Below are 15433 nucleotides of genomic sequence, written 5' to 3'. Positions count from 1 at the left end.
GGTGTATCCCGACGGCCTTCGCGCTCCGCGTCGTCAGGCGAAGCCATTGGCGGGCACGGCATTTGCCGCATTTCGGCGGCCGACCAATCCGAACCGATCGAGAGGTTTACCCGTGGGTGATCCGGTAGACACCGCGCTCCTGCGCCTTGCGAATGCCGCAGGCGTCCACGACGTCGTCTTCCCTGTGAGTGGCGATGCGGGCCGCAGCAGAATCCGCACGCTGCTCGCCGCGGCCTATCACTTGCCACACGCCGTGGTGCACGACATCACGGCGGTGGATGTGCTTGCCGTCGAATGCGAACGGCCGCTGTATCCGATCGTGCGCCGCACCGGGAACTGGACCCAGACCATGCCAACGCACCTGCGCACCGATGTCGACATCGTCGGCAGCGACGGCGCCGCGCCCCGGTGGATCGACGTGGTCGCCGAGCTGTCGGTCACCGTGCTGCTCGAGGTCGACGCCGGCGGACTCGAATCGTTGCGCAGCACCGAGATCCGCGGCTTCCGGACCTTGGACGAGTTCCGCCAGCGATTCCGCTACCTCGACCTGGACGCCTTCATGCGGGAGAACCGGTTGACCACCGTAGACGACCTGCGGCGCGCGTTCCGATACCTGCTCACCGAAGCCAAGCTGAAGCCTGCGCCGCCCTTCGATCCGGCCGACCCGGCGAGTTCGCGACGCCTGCCGTTGCGGGTCGGCGTGCTGATCCGCAACGACATCGCCATCGCGGACGCGCTGCGGGAGGTCCGTCAGATGGTCGCGGCCCAGGGGCCGGTGGTCGACGAGCGCACCGACGCCGATTTCGCCGAAACCACCGCACACCTAGCTCCTTTGGTGGTTTTCCCCGCCGCGAAGGTCGCGGACAGCGGACTCACCAAGGAACAGATCAGCGCGTTCTTCGCTGATCAACACACGCTCGCGGTCTTCCTCTGAGCCGAGCGACGAAACATCACAAGGAGAGCACCATGACCAAACGTCCAGACCCGGCCGACGCCACGGCGGTCGAGCAGGCCGAGCAGCCGTCCGATCCGGCGGAAACACCAATCCCGTTGTCGCACGAGGAGATCGAGGAATTCCGCGCGAAGCTGCGCGCCCAGTTCCATCAGCCGTGATCGCCGCGCCACCGAATTCCACGCAACCAGCTCCCACAGTAGGAGGAGATATCCATGCCACTGCATTACGTACGGGTGAAAACCCAACTCGACAACTTCTCGCCGGTGATCCGGCCGACCGGAAACCTCGTCGTGATCGGCGACGCGACGGTGGGCGTCGGTGACGTCGCCGTCGAGGTGACGACGCCGGATCAGGCGCTGAAGGCATTCAGCTCGAACCCACTGACGGCGTCGCCGTTGTCAAAAGCGCTGGTCACCGCGATGCGGCAGACCCCGGGACCGCGCCGGATCTGGGGCATCCGGCAGGGCACCGTGGCCGCCAGCCTCGCCGCCGCCGAGGGTTTGAACGTGCAGTTCGTCGTGCTCGCCAACACGTCGTTGAGCGTGCCCGGCGACAGCGATCCGAAGAAGGCTCAGGTCGCGGCGATCAGATCCCTTGTCACGCACGTCAACTCGGTGTCCCTCCGGGGAGATGGCAACGAGCGCATGGGTGTCGCGATGCTGGAGAAGGGCTTGGCCGATCCAAAGGTGGTGGCCGGCGACCTGGTCAGCGACCGCATGGTGTACGTCGCGCATCAGAGCGACGACGATGCCGCCGCCGCGGTCGCCGCCACCATTGCCGGGTACCCGCCGCACACCTCGATGATCCTGAAGCCGGTCTCGATCACCAATACCTCGTTCACGAGCGTGCAGATCGACGCGCTCAACGGTGAGGAGGTCGAGGACTCACCGAAGCCGCTCGTCGGCGGCGCAGGCGTCGTCTGGCTCACCTCCCCGGCGCTCCTTCCCGGCTCCGGCACCTATCTCGGCGAGGGCTACAACGCCAATCCCACCGGCCAGATCAAGTTCATCGACGTGCAGCGCACGATCGACGACATCACCTTCAAGCTGAAGGCGCGCCTGATCGGGTCGATCGGCAACTTGCGGATCAGCCGTTCCGGCTTGCGGGCGTTGATCGTCACGCTCGAATCCGAACTCAACCCGTTGGTCGCCGCCGGTGTCCTGGAGGGCTTCCGGCTCAACATCCCGGTGCTCAACCTGCTCGACGCCGATCCGGCAACGCTCACCGACACCCAGATCAGGGCGGTCAAGGACGCGCACGAGAACCGCGTCGCGCAGGTGCTGGTCAGCGTCGAATATGCGGGCGCGATGCACCGCATCAACATCAACCTGAAGTTCAACTAGGCCCAACGCCGGGCCCGGCGACCCGAGTGGTCGCCGGACACAACACCTTTGAGGACAGAGGATATGGCCAACTGGAATACCCGACTCGAAGTGCGACTGGGCAGCACGGTGATCAGCCCGATCTCCCAGTTCACCCCGACCTTCAACGTCCCGCACACCGTCGTGCACAGCGTCGAAGCCGACAACCTCGGCTACGTTCGTCAACCGCAGACCTTCACCTTCACCATGACCGTGCAGGCCTTCGCCGCCGTCGTCGCCGACCTGACCCAGCTCGCCGTCACCGGTAAAGAATTCGACATCGCGGTCGCCGAAAAGACCGGCACCGACTGGTCTTTCAAGGCGCTCAAGTTCGGCCGCTGCATCATCACCTCGGCCAACCCGAGCAACGTCGTCATCGACGGCGTCCCGCAGGCGACCTTCTCCTGCCTGTGCCTGCAGCCGGGAATCGAGTAGGTAGTGGCTTCCGAGCAGTCCTGGCCTGAACCGGGCCAGGATCAGCAAGGCGAACCCACCTATCACTTCCCGGTGGAGGTGGAGGTCGTCGGTGAGCTGGGCGACGAGCAGCTGCGCCAAGTCGCGAAATACGTCTTCGACCAACTGCATACGACACTGCGCAACCGCGGCTGACGGGCACTCGGCTGGTCCAGGTTCACGAAGAGATAGGAGGACCCCACATGCCAACGAACGACCTGCCACAGCAAGAACATTCGTTGCCCGCTGCGACGGATGGTGGCGGCCGGGTCGAAATCCCGATCAAGGTGCGGATTGTCGGCACTCCCTCCGGCGCGGACCTGGACCGGTTGACCGAATCGGTGGCCCGTGCGGTCGCCAAACAGTTGCGTGCGGCCAGGCCGGCTGGGTTGCTGTTCGCCGCTGCGCTCAGCGACGTGGCCGAAGCCAACGTCGGTGCGCCGCCCATGCCCAAAAAAACCGTGCCGCAGTCGATCCGGACCCCACGCGAGTCGGACAGGCCGGATACCCCCGGTCAGTCCGCTGGGCTCGGTGCGCTCGGTCGGGTCCGGCACCAGGCGGCGAAAGCTGCCACAGCGGACGAAATGTCTGCTGCACAAGCCGATCGGAACGAGATCGTGGCGGCTGCCGCGGCGGTGCTCGACGCCAGGTCCGCGGGTATCGCCGAGTTCGTCGATTCGATCGCCCACCAACTGAAGGCGATTACCGCGACCGCGGACGGCGAACCATTACCTGCGCACCTGTCCGTCGGTATGGCGCGCATCCTGCAGCGAATGGTCGATAAGGCAAGGCAGCGACAGACGGAAAAGCCGGACTTCCGGATCATCCAACTGACCGGAAAGAACGGCGGGCATCCCAGCGGCGGGCGCTTGTTGGATATCGACCGCTACAACGGGTTCCGGATCGATTTCCAACACGGCGGCGAAGCGGTCCGTGCGGTCACCCAGTTCTACGCCGACATGCTCGATGTTCCGCTCTTCGGTCCGCCGGCAAGCGGCGTCACCCCGGTCCCGGTGGGAACCAGGTTCTCGTTGGGATTGACCCGAAACCCACGCATGGCGCGCACCGGAGCAAACCTTGATGCCGCGGATAAGCGGAAGCGGAAGTACTACGACACCAGCGCGCCAGGGCATCCGATTTTGCTGCCGCAGTTCCGCTACCGGGATTTCTTCTTCCCGCGCGAAACGCCGCAGCCGCACGAAACGAAGCCGCCGACCATGCCGGGCGGCGGGACGATCGAGGGAGCTATCAGCGCGTTGGCGCCCCAAGCCAAGACGATTTTCGAGCGGCTGCAAGCCGGGGATACCGGCGGGCTGCTGAAATCGCTGTTCCCGGACGGCGTCGACCATCTGCACGTGCAGATCGAGAAGTAGAGCGTGAATTCCGATGCCCGACAACATACTACCTTCCGGCGCCATGCCGGTCAGCTACACCGGCTCGCTGGCGGCGGAAAACCGGCGCGCCATCGATTCGGCGATCCGGCGCGGTATCAGCCAGGCTGTCCTGGCCTGCCGTGATGACTTGCAGTCGACGGAACGGCACGAACCACCAACCCTTGCGGAGATCGCCGCCGAGGGGCCGCTGAAGCCTGAGCGGGAATGGCGTCTAGTCGACGGCGATATCCTGCGGATCGGGGCGACCCCGAGTTCTCCGGTCATTGATGTCGGCAAGGTGTTTCCGCACTGGATACCGGCGGGCGGGCACCTCGAGGTTGAGACCGGAGATCCGGTGCGCGCGGTGAATTGGGGTCGATACCTGTTCGGCGATCGCGGCTACGCGGTGCTCACGCGCTCGAGTACGCCGGACCGGCTCCTCGTCCGTCCACTCGCGGAACCGTTGCGCGAGAAAGATTTCGGCGGATTTGTCCCGACGATCAGTAACCAGCCCGGGCACCGGGGAGTACCGACGCGGGTACCCGCCGCGGGTGGCCGATTGGTCACCGATCCAGGCCTGCAACCGCTGATCGTCGCCACCGCCGACGGACATCGCCTGTACCGCAAGGAATTCGCGGACTCGCCGACCGAGTGGGCAGGGGAGAACATCGACAGCGGGCTGGCCGATCCGAGCAATCCGGGTGCTCTCGACCGCGCGGACGCCGCGAGGGTGGTCGAGGCGCTCACCTACGAGTACCCCGATGACCTCGCTATCGCGCATTTCCTTGTGACACTGGACCGTTCGCTGTTCAAGACGATGAGTGCGACGGATCGCGCCCGGTACCTGTCCGCATTGCTGCGGGTCAGCAGGCAGGCAGTGAAGGATGTGGACAGCGAGCAGCTCGGCTCCGCCATCGTCGAACTCCTGGCATCGTGCCCGTCGAAGTGGGAACTCGATGCACTGCTTCTGCCGTTGGCTGCCGACGGAACACTGCTGAAGTTGTTCTCTCAGTTGGACAAACCGGCCTTCCAACTGCTCTTCGCTGTCGGCAGGCATATCGCTGTTGCACCGCCGACACCCGAACAACTGCTGGAACTCCTCGGCAAGATGCTGAAGAACCCCCGTTTGATACCCGATATCGAGCAATTACTCTCCGGTGGCTACGACTGGGGACGCAAGACCGTCGGCGGTGTCGGTGAGCTGCCGCGGCTACCAATGCAGATCGTGGAGATCGTGCCCAAGATGTTCGAGCTCTACTGGTTGCTGTGCCGGGCATTCGGTGCCATCCCGGTGGTTCCGATTCCGGGTATGCCGAACGTGCCGTTGGGATCTGATCCCGAGGCCCTTGCCCAGGTGCACGCGCTCCTGACGCACATGGGCTCGGCGGGGAGCACGGCGCTCGCGGGCCTCGGCCACATCGAGGCGCTGCTCGGCGCCAAGAGCTCGGTCACCGATGCGCTGACGCAAACAGTGCACATCAACATCGTTCTGGAGCTCCTCACGGCGTTCGCCGGTGTACCGGCAACCGCGGCACTCGCGACGCTCGAGACGCTGACCACCCGGGTCCGGTTGTTCGAGGCGCTTGCCACCGCACTGAAATGGGGCGACGTCGGCGAGGTCGGCCGAATCATCGAGCTGTTGCCCGCGCGGTATCAGCACGACCTGACTGCGATCCTCGACAACGCGCCCAAGCTGTCGGCGAATCTGAGGAGGTTTCTCACCACCCAGGAAAAACGGGCGGCCGCACGACGATTGCAAGACGCGATGGAGGTCGCGAAGACGATCAAGCAGGCCGTCGGCCCGGGGACCGAGCTTGCCGAGGTCTGGGCCGGCGCCAACCACATTCTGGAAGTAGTTGGCACGAAAGCACAGTGGTCGGCCGAGACGGTCAATGCCTTGCTGCGAGGCGTATCTCGCGCCGAAATGCCTGTCCTGCTGCGGATTGCGGATCGGCTCGAGGCCGACTGGCTCGCCACCATGGATGCGGTGACGTTCATCCGGGTGGCCAGGGCGCGTGGCGCGGAGGAGTTCGTCGCCGACGCGGGCCCTGCGGTGGTGCGCGTTACGGCGCACCGGTTCGGCACGACGACTGCCCGATACGAGCACTTCCTCGCTCGTGTCGCGGAGGCGCGGAAATCCCATGGGCCGCAGAAGGAGTACCAGCTCTGGGAACGGTTGACGAAGGATGATCCGGTCGGCTTCGGCGATTCCGACATGCTGGAACGCGCCAAAGCCGCGGCGCAGCACGCGTTGTACGTCGAGCAGCGCGAGACGATTCCCGCGTCGGCCCTCGGCGATATTGCGAAGATCACCGATACACAGGTCTTCCGCAGGAGATTCGAAAAGTTTCTTCGCGACAACCCGGACCATCCGCTGCGCTTCCTGCTCGACGAAGAGACCGGAAGGCTGCACGCGAAATTCGGCGACGCCGTGGTATGGAACGAAAATTCCAAGCAGCTGGAGATATCCCATCTCACCAGCGCGAAGTCGGGTGGCACCGATATGGTCCTCGGCTCCCGGCACACCAATCAATGGGATAGCCGCAACGTCGAGGGTGCGCGCGGCCGAGGTTCCTCCCATGTCACCGACCAAGCGTTGGAGATCGGCGGCTGGCCGGTCGAGCAGCGGACCGCCCTGGACTGGGTGCTGGACGGATACCTCGATCCGGACGTGCTGGCCCGCGCGCGCTGGATCAGTTATCAGCCGTGATCGAACCATGCGGCAACACAAGCAATGTCGACCAAGTAAGGAGCCGGACATATGACGGCACAACCGGTACTGATCGGTCCGGTCCCCCTGCTGTACGTGCAGAACCTGACGATGACCGAGGGTTATCAGATCCAGCGAATCGCGGACAGCAAGTTTTCGCAGGCGCTTGCGCCGACCCGCAAAGCCATCGCGATCGAAGCGATGCTGCTCGGGCGGGAACGGCTACTGCTGAAGAAGTCGTTGGAGGTGCTCGCACTGAACTCTCGTCTGCTGGTCGCCGCGACCGCGAGAACTCTTGCAGTGACTGGGATTCCGGTGGTGTGCGGGCTGACCATCAGCCTGGACATGCAGATCACGGACTTGCGGTTCACCCAGAACGTGCAGAAGCGGGACGCGATCGATGTCTCCATCAGCCTCGAACATGTGCCGCGCGGCAAGGCGTCGGCCCTGGCGGGCGAGATCGCCGATCTCGCGCTCGCCGCGGGCACCGCGATGTTCGGCGGTGCCGCCGCGCCGTCGGCGCTGCCTGCCGTCCCCTCGGTGCCGCTGTGACCCGACCAACAACAAATCCGCTTGTGAGGCAACATCTATGAACACGCCGCAATACCTGCGCATCCCGATAGACGCCGATCAAGGGTTCCCGCAGGCCATCCGGATCGCGCTCGGCGAGCGAATCTACGTGCTGTCGACGTATGCCAACGTGACCGATGAGAGCTTGTTGCTTTCGGCGAAGCCACTGGAATTGCCGAAACCGGGGGCCTTCTTGGCAGTGGAGGTCGCCGCGGAGGAGCCGGCCGGGACACGAATCCTGTTCCGCCGCAAGATCGTGCCCAATCTGGAGTATCACGCGCACGAACTGTCGCTGCTGTTCACCGAACTGCTGGTGCATCCGCGGAATATCAATGGTTCAGGCGCGTTCGGGTCGAAGCTGGTGGGAGGTGTGGCGCTGCGATGGGCTTCGTGATCTGGTATCGCCTCGAATTCCGTACCGCGCTGGACGGCCCCGCACTGCTGCAGGTTTCCAATGACGCGTTGCAGGGTGACCTACTGCTCGACGCCGATGTCGAGACGAGGGCCAACCTCGGACCGCACCCGTCCACGTTCCGGATCAGGCTGGTGGATCTGCCGTTGGAGGCCGCGCGCGGCCTCGCCGAGCAATCTCGGTCGCGGGCCGGGTCGGACGCCCCGCTGCTGGTTCGGATCCAGCTGGGCTATTTCGATCAACCAGCATCTCAGCAAGCCTCGGTGCTACTCGGGGCCGTCACCGAGATCCACAACGAGGTTACCGCCAACGGCAGTCTGCAGACCTTGCTCACGGGTACCGAACACGCCGGGTTCCTGTTGCGGCAGAAGGCGTTTCACTATCACAAACTGGGCGAATCCACCTTCAAGGACGTCATCGAGAAGATAAAGGAATCGGTGACCGTCCCCATCAAACATCCGGAAATCGCCTATGCCAAGAAGGATCTCACCATCGACGCAGGCACGGCGCTCGGTGCGCTGGGTGAGCTGGCGACCCGCGCGAAACTGCCACTGGCGATCCGAGCGGGGATCGCGACGCTCGGGATCGCCGACGATTCCGCATCGCCGGTCAGGTTCCGGGCGGACACCAACATCGTCAGCAAGCGCCGCAGGGACAGCGCAGCCCCCGATCCACAGGGGGGATCCGGCACAACGACCCGGTACGAGATGACGGTGCTCGGCGATCCCGCACTGCAAATCGGCGCCAAGGTCGAGCTCGAAGGCAATGAATCCCGCACGCTGCGCATCGAATCCGTGCACCACTCGTTCAGCCTGCACAGCGGCTACACGTGCGACGTGACCGTGTTCGACACCAGCGGACCGATTCCCGCGGAAGCGCTGACGGGCGCGCCCGCCGTCGCCGACGGCATGCACGCGATGACACGCGCACTGCTCGAGGATCATCCGTCGATCGACGTAGGTGAAGTCGCCTCCTACAACAAGTCCGGCGCGGGCGACAACGGCGGACACCGTGCCACCATGCAGTACGGGCAGCGCCGCGAGGCCTCCAGCGTCGACGATCCGGTCGGCAGCGATCTGCAGCTGCACGACAAGCCGATGGCGTCGATATTTGCCTGGGACAAAACGGGATTGATGGTTCCGGTGTATCCGGGGATGCGCGCGTTGCTGCTGCACAACACGGGGCAGGTCAACGACGCCGTGGCAGGCGGTTTCCTCTGGTCGCGGCACGCAAATCATGAACCGCCGCCGAACGAAGCCGGTGATTACTGGCTGTGCTTGCCCACCAAGGTGTCCGACGGGCGTCCTGCAGGTAAGACGGTCAACGACCTCACGGATGCGACCGGGCACCGGGTCATCCAGGCGATGGGACTCGACATCCAGGTCGGCACGGGTGTGCTGCCCGAGGTCGGTGTCCGGCCGACGCCGACGGGGGATCAGTCCCTGACCATCAAGCACGGCAAAGGCACAACGATCACCATCAGCGAGGACGGCTCGGTCGGCGTAACCACCGCGGGCAAGGACATCAAGCTCGACAACGGGAAGGCGTCGATTGTCCTCGGCGAAGGTGAGATCACCTTGAACGCGGACAAAATCAAGCTGTCTGCCAAATCGGTGGATGTGGGCTGATGGAGGACGTACTCACCACCGAAGCGAAGCTGCTGTGCGGTGCGTTAGCGACAGGCCATGCCCTGATCGGCGTGAAATCCACAGCTGCGCTGACGGTCAACGGCAAACCGGTCTTGGTGAAATCCAGCTTTCGATCACCGGACTTCCCCTGCGCGAACCAGGGCTCGGCCGGCGGAAAATGCTCGACCTTCAGTCTCACCGCCGGTACTTCGACGGTGCTGAAGGTCAACAACGAACCGGTCGTTCTCGCGACGATCGCCGCGACGATCGGCCCTGCGGGCACCTTGATCAAGGTGGATGCAGGCCAGTCCATTCTCCACGTCAAAAGTTAGGAGGGGATATTCATGCCATCGGCAAACGTCAAGGGAATTCGGCTGGAGCGCGGCGATATCGTGCTGACCAAAGGTCAGATCGAACTCGTCACCGGACTGCCCAATCTCGCACAGGCACTACAGATCCGCGTGCTGACCCCGCTTGGCACGGACCGTTACGACACACGCTACGGCTTCGACTACGGCGCCGTCTTCACCGCGCCGGTCTCCGCGCAGGAAATGCGAGATCTAGTGCGCCTCAACCTCGTCCGCACCATCGGCACCGACCCGCGAGTCCAGGACATCCGCGACATCGAGATCGTCGACTCGGGCACCGACCCGCGTCACCGGGCCTGGCAGGTCGACGTGTCCATCACGACCAGCGACGGCACCCCCGCGGTGCTGACCACCACCGTAGGAGCTCCCTCATGACTCAATACGGCGTCACCAAGGACGGATTCGTCCTCAAGGGTTTCACCGAAATCCTGAAGTCCGCGCAGCAGCGGGCACTTGACGCATTCGGCCCCGACATCGACCTCGCGGGCACCAGCGTGCTCACCAAACTTCTCCAGGCCACTGCCGACGAGGACGCCATGCTCTGGCAGCGGCTGGAGGATGTCTACTACAGCCAATTCGCTTCCACCGCATCAGGTCAAGCGCTCAACATGTTGGGCGAAGATATCGGCCTACCAAGGAATTACCTGTTCGCTGAGGGCGACGCGGAGCTGAAAATCGTCTGCGCTGTGCCGGGCGTTCCGTATCTCCTGCCGGAGGGCACGGTGGTGCTGGACAAGTACGCCGCACCGTACACGACAGCCTTCTTCACGACCGCTCCGGTGAAACTCACCTTCGAGGCGCCGACGGCGACCGTGCGCGTGCGTGCCTTCCGCCCCGGAGTCGACTCCGAGATCGGACCGGACCGTCTCGCTCAGGTCGACCCGGAATACCTGCACACCGAACTGGGATTCGCAACGTCCGTCACCGTCACCGCGACCAACCGGGACGCGATCACCGGCGGTGGACGGCAGGAGGACGACAACTCGTACCGCGCAAGGCAACTCGGCTTCCCCCGGGACATGTGGACGCTGCAAAGCGCCCGCGCTGCCGTGCTTCGGGTCCGCGGGGTGACGGACGTGCTGCTGTCGGATCCGCTCGGCGGCGTCGACACCACCCAAAGCTTTTACGACACCTTCAATTTCGGCGATCGCTCGTTCAGCGCCGACCGTCGTTTCGGCGAACCGTATTTCTTCGATGTGGTCGTCGCGCACGAACTGGCCAGGCCGTGGCGGACCACCGGCACGGTCACCGGCATCTACGAGCAGGTGAAGGCTCAGGTAGATCGGGTTCGCCCGATCGGCATCTACCCGAACATCATCAGGGCCAACCACGTCGACGTCGGTGTGCGCGCCACCCTCGTCGTCGAGCGCGGGCAGGACCCGAACTCGGTGCGGGCGGCGGCTCTCGATCGGTTGTCCAACAGCCTCGACACTCTGCGGCTCGGCAGCGACGTGGTCTTCTCCCAAGTCATGCGGCTCTTGGTCGAACAGACCAGCGTGGTGGACGTCCGCGACCTGCGACTACGCCGGTACCCGGCGGACGCGACCGACGCGGCGACCTCCGCCGCACCGATCGAGATCGGGTTCGGGGAGAACCTGGTGCTCGGCCCCACGGAGATCGGGCAGTTCCGACAGAACAGCCGCCTGATCGATATCCAGGTGGTCGATCGATGAAAGATCTTCCACTGCCGCCGTATCCGGCTGCCGTCGATCGAATGGCGGGCACGCTCACCCAGCCGTTCGCGGCGGGCGCCGATCGCATCGACCTGGAATACGTTGGCGGCGAACCGGGTACCTCCGATTACTTCGCCGACTACGACTTCGCCGAGCACCGTGCGCGTTTCGGCACCGAACCGCGCCCGCGCTACATCGTCAGGGTGCTACAGGACATCGAGACCGATATCACGATGACCGTGTACTACACCGTGCCGGGCAGCCGCGAGCAAGCTCCCGTCAGGTGCTTCTTCCCGGCAGGCACCCTTGCGGGTACCTCGGTGCTGGTGCCGCTCGGCGCCGACGCGGCAACTGCGGTGCTGGCGCGCGTCGCCCTCCGTGCGCCCCAGGGGGAAAAGCTGCCCGCGGTGCGGGACACCTTCCGATTCACGGCACTGCTCGGCGACCTTGCCGCGCTGCTCTGGGTGCTCGGGGGTGAGCGAGACACGCTCGGAGCTCATCTGCAACAGGCGCGACGGCAGAAGTCCGTCGCCGAGGCGGTCGGCCTGTCGTTGGACCTGATCGGTTCAGATCTCGACATCCCGCGCTTTCCGCCGCTGCCTTACGGATACACGTCGGACACCATCGCGCTCTATCACCTTGATGACGACCCGACCACCACGACCGTCGCGGATGCGACGAAGGCATACGCGGGCAAGGGTCACTCGGGCACCAGGACCAACTGCAAGCCTGGCGTCGATGGGCGCTTCGGGTCCGGTATGGGATTCACCGACGGCCAGTCCGAGATCCTCGTCGACGATGACCCGGCTTTCGCGCTGCCCGTTGTCTTTTCCGCGAATTTCACCGCGGAATGCTTCGTCCGGCCCGCACCCGGCCCGTGGACCGGCGCGGTGCTGTCCAAGATCACTGACCCCGCCGGGCCTGGATGGTCGCTGTCGATCGGGAACTTCCGCGGACGCGATCGCGATATCCGGCTGCTGCTGTCCGACGGCTCGAAGACGGTCACGGTGGACGCGGGTGTATCGCTGAACACTGACCGATACCAGCATGTTGCCGCCGTATTCGATCGCTCTCGCAAGCGGGCTCGGCTCTATGTCGACGGCGCGCTTGTCGCAAGCACCGCCGCCGATCTCGGTGCGCTGACCAGTACTTCGCCACTGCGTATCGGATCTACCGGCCCGGCAGGCGACGGTCGCGTCGGATTCTACGGAAGTCTCGACGAGGTTCGGATCACACGCAACGCGCAGTCGTCGTTCGCCCCGGTGCTCGGCGAGGACGACGAGTCGTATCGCAAGCGGCTCACGCTGTTCCGGAGCTGGAATCTGCCGACACCCGCCAACATCGCCGAAGCGGTGAACTCCATCGTCGGTGAGATCGGGGGCATTGGCCATCCGATCACGCTCTCGGATGCCTTCGTGCGCACCCCGGTCGGCGCGCACACGCTGACGATCCGGCCTGCCACACTGCCGGTCGACCGCACCATTGATGCGCGAGGCCGAAGCAACACCACCGAGGAGCAGATCTGCGGCACGCGCGCCGACGACCAGTTCGACCCGCGGTTGCTGGTCAGCTATGACAACGCGTCGGTCGACGCGGTCGGCGGCGAACGGCGGATCCGGCAATCGATGGTGCGATACCTCGACAGGCTGATCGAACTCGTCGGACAGGAACCGGGTTTCGACGATGCCCGGCTGAATATTGCGATGTATGACCCGAAGGCGGAGAAACTTCGCGCGGTCGGCCGCGCGGTGCTGATCACCCATCGGCAAATAGCGGCGGACCGGTTGGCCGCACTGGCGCATCGAGCGGGATTCTCCTGGGTGTGGCATGTTGCCAATGTCGGTGTCTACGCATCAATCGCAGACCGGTCGACCATAGAAATCGTTGGGCCGCAAGGGGAGTGGTACGGAAAGGATCTCTCCGAGATCCAGCAGGTGCCGCTGGGGCTCGCGCCGGTGCCACCGAAAGACAGCCTGTTGCGCTGGTCGGTGTTGCAGGCAGGCCCGGGGCGGGCGGAGCTGATCAGTGACCCTGCTGATCCCACCACTGTCGTTTTGAAGGGATCGCAGCCTGGCGCGGTCACCGTGAAACTCGAGGCTCGTCTCGGCGAGAAAACCTTCTCGGCTACCCGCAGATTCACCATCGGACCGTTGGATGTGCCAGCGGGACAGACGATCGCGGCGGACGGTACCTACGGCGTCGCCGAATCCATCGCGGGCACCACGGCGGACAGTGCCTACTCGCCGGAAGACCTGGTCACCGTGAGTGATCCGATGTTGCAGGTCGCGGTGCCGGGATCGAATCGGATGCAGGCAAACACGGCCGTCTGTTTCGGGCGATTGCTGAGTGCGCTCTTCCGGTACGGGCGGGACTCGGCGACGGTCCGGCTGGTGTCGGGCTGGAGCGAGGGTGGCACAGGCCTGGACGGTATCGGCAGAGCGCTGTCGCTCGCGCCCGCTGCGGGTAGCAAGCTGACCGTGGAAAGGCTTGCTGCAGCGGCACATTGCGCGGGCTTCGACTACGTCCAGAACACCGGCACGGTGGTGCGAGTGGCACAGCGGGCCGGGGCGCATATGGCGGTCAGCGGACCGGCGGAAGTGACAGTCGGCGCCACGGCGTCGATCGGACTTCCTCGGTTCGACAACCCGGTCGATGCGGTGCTGGCCCGCGACACCATCTGCGTGGTGAACCAGGGCACTTCGACCGTTTCGCTGCTCAATCAATACACGGGTGCCCTGCGCGCCACCGTGTCGGTGGGGCCGAATCCGGTCGGGATTGCCGTAAGTGCCGACGGCCAAACGGTGTTCACGGCCAGCGAGACCAACCGGACGATCACCGCGATTACGGTGTCCACCGGAGCGACGGTCACGAGTTCGGTGCTGTTGCCGGAGGCGCCGGTGGCGATCGCCAGCCACCCGAACCAGCCGCGCGTCGTGGTGTTGATGCCGACCAAGGTGTTCACCATCGCGACCAACGGTCTGCTCGCCATCGACAAGCAGATACAGATTCCGGCATCGAATATCGGAAAGCTGTTGGCGGTCAACCCATCCGGCAACCTCGTCTGGGTGGCGTGCGCGGATCGCATGCTGCGTTGCCTCGATCTGGAGAGAGAGACCTGGCGGACAACGGTGGCGCTGGACTTCCCGCCGACGGCGCTGGCCGCGGGCAGCTCGAATGTCTACATGGCAGGCGGAACCCAGCTGACGATCGTCGATTCGGCCAACGGCACCATGATCCGCAACTCCAAGGACACCGACGCGTCGCCGACCCGAATCGCCTTGGACGAGAAGATCGGCGCGTTGTACCTGGCGGGCGGTGCCACTCGGCGAATCGAGCGCAGGACCATCCTTGGTGAGTTGGTCAACGCCACGACCGTGCCCGGAATACCGGTCTCCCTGTCGATCCCCTCGGGACAGGAGGTCTTGGTGGCGCTGCGCGGCCGAGTGGAGCGCGACCAATCCGATGCCGTTGCCGTCGTTTCCAACGCCAAGCACACGGTCACGTCGCTGTGGCCGCTGTTGTCGCCGAGTGACGGTCGCCGGGACTGGTCACTGCATGCGGCCGACAGTGCCACTGCCCACCTCGACGGCAACGGTGGTGATCTCACGGTCCTCACCGCGGAAAAGGCAGGCGCCGTCGACATTCAGGTTCGTTCCCGCGTCGACGGCAACGGGCCCTACACGGTGCACGTCAGCCTGGACCCACAGCTGCTCGCCGACCCGACGGTCATCGTCGGGCGCACCCAGTACGAGCTGATCATGAACGTGCTCAACGAATTACATCCCATCGGCGTGGAATTCGAGGTCGCCGACATCCGGAGCCGCGTCCCCGACCTCAAACCCGACCAAGCCGAGCTCTACCCCTACTACACCTACCCGACTTACCGCCTGCGTGGACGTCACCTCGCGCGGCTGACCAAGAAGGACTGAC

14 protein-coding genes are annotated in these 15433 nt (G+C 64.8%); all 14 read left to right on the top strand.

The features are described 5' to 3' along the window. Window positions 1-112: 112 nt before the first annotated feature. The 14 genes from ACGFNJ_RS14050 to ACGFNJ_RS13985 all read left to right on the top strand — a co-directional run bounded on the left by ACGFNJ_RS14050 (window position 113) and on the right by ACGFNJ_RS13985 (window position 15432). The gene (locus ACGFNJ_RS14050) at window positions 113-934 is read left to right on the top strand and encodes a hypothetical protein (protein WP_393447113.1); all 822 of its coding nucleotides are present in this window, start codon (window positions 113-115) and stop codon (window positions 932-934) included. Window positions 935-966: 32 nt separating this feature from the next. Continuing rightward, window positions 967-1113: a hypothetical protein gene (locus ACGFNJ_RS14045; protein ID WP_393447111.1), complete on the top strand. Its 147-nt coding sequence runs from the start codon at window positions 967-969 to the stop codon at window positions 1111-1113. Between the two features lie 54 nt (window positions 1114-1167). Continuing rightward, complete coding sequence (locus ACGFNJ_RS14040; protein ID WP_393447109.1) at window positions 1168-2298, top strand: hypothetical protein; 1131 nt, start codon at window positions 1168-1170, stop codon at window positions 2296-2298. A gap of 63 nt (window positions 2299-2361) precedes the next feature. After that, window positions 2362-2751 (top strand): hypothetical protein, encoded by a 390-nt coding sequence (locus ACGFNJ_RS14035; protein WP_069159805.1) that lies wholly within the window; start codon window positions 2362-2364, stop codon window positions 2749-2751. A gap of 3 nt (window positions 2752-2754) precedes the next feature. Then, window positions 2755-2925, top strand: a complete 171-nt coding sequence (locus ACGFNJ_RS14030; RefSeq protein WP_393447107.1) for a hypothetical protein — start codon at window positions 2755-2757, stop codon at window positions 2923-2925. A gap of 47 nt (window positions 2926-2972) precedes the next feature. Then, complete coding sequence (locus ACGFNJ_RS14025) at window positions 2973-4142, top strand: hypothetical protein (RefSeq protein ID WP_393447105.1); 1170 nt, start codon at window positions 2973-2975, stop codon at window positions 4140-4142. A gap of 13 nt (window positions 4143-4155) precedes the next feature. After that, window positions 4156-6852, top strand: coding sequence for a hypothetical protein (locus ACGFNJ_RS14020; RefSeq protein ID WP_393447103.1), 2697 nt, complete (start codon window positions 4156-4158; stop codon window positions 6850-6852). A 51-nt stretch (window positions 6853-6903) separates the two neighbouring features. Continuing rightward, window positions 6904-7404 carry a hypothetical protein gene (locus ACGFNJ_RS14015; protein WP_393447101.1) on the top strand — a complete coding sequence of 167 codons (501 nt, stop codon included), beginning with the start codon at window positions 6904-6906 and terminating at the stop codon, window positions 7402-7404. 37 nt (window positions 7405-7441) lie between these two features. Continuing rightward, a complete protein-coding gene (locus ACGFNJ_RS14010; RefSeq protein ID WP_393447099.1) occupies window positions 7442-7816 on the top strand; it encodes a hypothetical protein in 375 nt (124 codons plus the stop codon). Then, on the top strand, window positions 7804-9462 hold the full coding sequence (locus ACGFNJ_RS14005) for a hypothetical protein (RefSeq protein WP_393447097.1): 1659 nt from the start codon (window positions 7804-7806) through the stop codon (window positions 9460-9462). The genes ACGFNJ_RS14010 and ACGFNJ_RS14005 overlap by 13 nt, the downstream gene beginning before the upstream one ends. Further along, window positions 9462-9794, top strand: coding sequence for a hypothetical protein (locus ACGFNJ_RS14000; protein ID WP_393447095.1), 333 nt, complete (start codon window positions 9462-9464; stop codon window positions 9792-9794). Before ACGFNJ_RS14005 ends, ACGFNJ_RS14000 begins: the two co-directional genes overlap by 1 nt. A gap of 12 nt (window positions 9795-9806) precedes the next feature. Continuing rightward, window positions 9807-10205, top strand: a complete 399-nt coding sequence (locus ACGFNJ_RS13995; protein WP_393447093.1) for a hypothetical protein — start codon at window positions 9807-9809, stop codon at window positions 10203-10205. After that, window positions 10202-11503: a baseplate J/gp47 family protein gene (locus ACGFNJ_RS13990; protein WP_393447091.1), complete on the top strand. Its 1302-nt coding sequence runs from the start codon at window positions 10202-10204 to the stop codon at window positions 11501-11503. The genes ACGFNJ_RS13995 and ACGFNJ_RS13990 overlap by 4 nt, the downstream gene beginning before the upstream one ends. Further along, window positions 11500-15432 (top strand): LamG-like jellyroll fold domain-containing protein, encoded by a 3933-nt coding sequence (locus tag ACGFNJ_RS13985; RefSeq protein WP_393447089.1) that lies wholly within the window; start codon window positions 11500-11502, stop codon window positions 15430-15432. Before ACGFNJ_RS13990 ends, ACGFNJ_RS13985 begins: the two co-directional genes overlap by 4 nt. Window position 15433: the final 1 nt, after the last annotated feature.

The organism is Nocardia sp. NPDC049149, assembly GCF_043197455.1.
Classification (GTDB): domain Bacteria; phylum Actinomycetota; class Actinomycetes; order Mycobacteriales; family Mycobacteriaceae; genus Nocardia.
This window is presented reverse-complemented; position numbering and strand designations above follow the sequence as displayed.